At 55.9% G+C, this 1,512-nt stretch carries 1 pseudogene; it reads right to left on the bottom strand.

The features are described from left to right. Positions 1-144: 144 nt before the first annotated feature. Positions 145-1,512: pseudogene (locus Q0216_RS08175) on the bottom strand (fibrinogen); the annotation flags it as partial.

Consider the following 1,512-nt stretch of genomic DNA (forward strand, 5'->3'; position numbering starts at 1 on the left):
CATGAAAAAACCTTCATGTAAATGAATGAAATAGATTCACTATGTGCAAAAAAGTCCCGGGCTGGTTTAAAACCAGCCCGGGACAATAGGGCGAACATCACTAAAATTATTTGTCATAAAAGTGGATATTGCCCTGATGAGGGGTTATGCCGCCTGGACAGCCTCGGTACTCGCCGAATAGTTATCCGCAGTATCTACCGCACGCACATAGTAGCGGGCGCCGTCGCGGTGATCCACCGAATAGCTCGTGCCCGTAACCGTCGCAATAGGACGATCATCGCGCAGAACCTGGTACTTCACCCCACGCTCGGAAATACCCGACCAGGTCAGCTGATCCTTAGAACCGTTCGTCGTAACCTTCAAGTTGCTCGGGGGAGCCGGAGGCGTTACATCGCGAGGTGCATAACGTGCGAAACCAACGGTCTGCTGCACGCCGTTAGCACCCAGCGACTTACGGATATCGCCACCAACCCACAGAGTGCCGGTCGAATCCACGAAGGACTCCCACACACCATAGCCATACGCACCGTTCATAATCGGTGCAAACTCCGGCAGCATCTTGCCGCTGTCCTTATCGAACGCAGCTACCAGACGAATGGTCTGAGCGTTAGTTGCGTTCTCCCACTCCGAATAGACCGTATCTGCACCCTGGAAGAGGAAATCACCGCAGTGGCACGCACCGTAAATAGTGTTGCCGCTCAGATGCAGATCCTGGAAATCGCCACCCTCACGAGTAATCGCGCTGTCGGTGCGGCGCATCGAGCTCTTCTCGTAACGGCTAATCATATGCTCGGTGCCACCCACCCAGACAGAGGAGCCAGCGTCCTGAACATCGAACTGGAAACCCCACATCCTGCGCTCGTTTTTCAGATCCCAGGTTTGGGCACTCTTGGGGGTGTACGAAGGACGGTGGTTCCAGGTCAGCGGGTTCGTGCTACTACCTTGCATATGAGCGAGACGGAACGCCTCCTGATTATTCAGCTGAGTGAAGTAGCCAGCAACGTACACATCGGCGTTGCCCTCGGAAGCGCTCACACCGTTGACCGTGCCGTTAAAGACCGGACGCCAGTTCCAATCCACCTCGCCGTTGCTCAACTTAATACGAGCCAGGTTCCTCGCATACGCGTAGGTGGGGGAAGTCTGGCCCTTCAGGTGAGTGAAGGAACCGCCAATGTACAGGTAACCATCACGCACGTGCAGGGTCTTAATCTGAACCGGCAGGGAAGTGATGCGGCTGACCACACGGATATCCCAATCCTTAGCCACCTGGCCGGTCTGCGGATCCAGAATCACGAAACCGTTGTAGTACTCGCCGTTCACCTGGTCGAAGGAACCGCCCACGGCAAGCAGGCCGTTCGGCAGAGCCTCAACCGACTTCACCTGACCGTTAATCTTCGGACGGAAGGAACGGCGCAACTCGCCGGTGCCCACCTCGTAACCCGCCAAGAAAGCCTGCTCAACCTTCTCGCCGCTTGCCGACTCAACGTACGCGAAATCGCCACCGGTAAAGAC

The organism is uncultured Rothia sp. (assembly GCF_937976295.1).
Taxonomy (GTDB): domain Bacteria; phylum Actinomycetota; class Actinomycetes; order Actinomycetales; family Micrococcaceae; genus Rothia.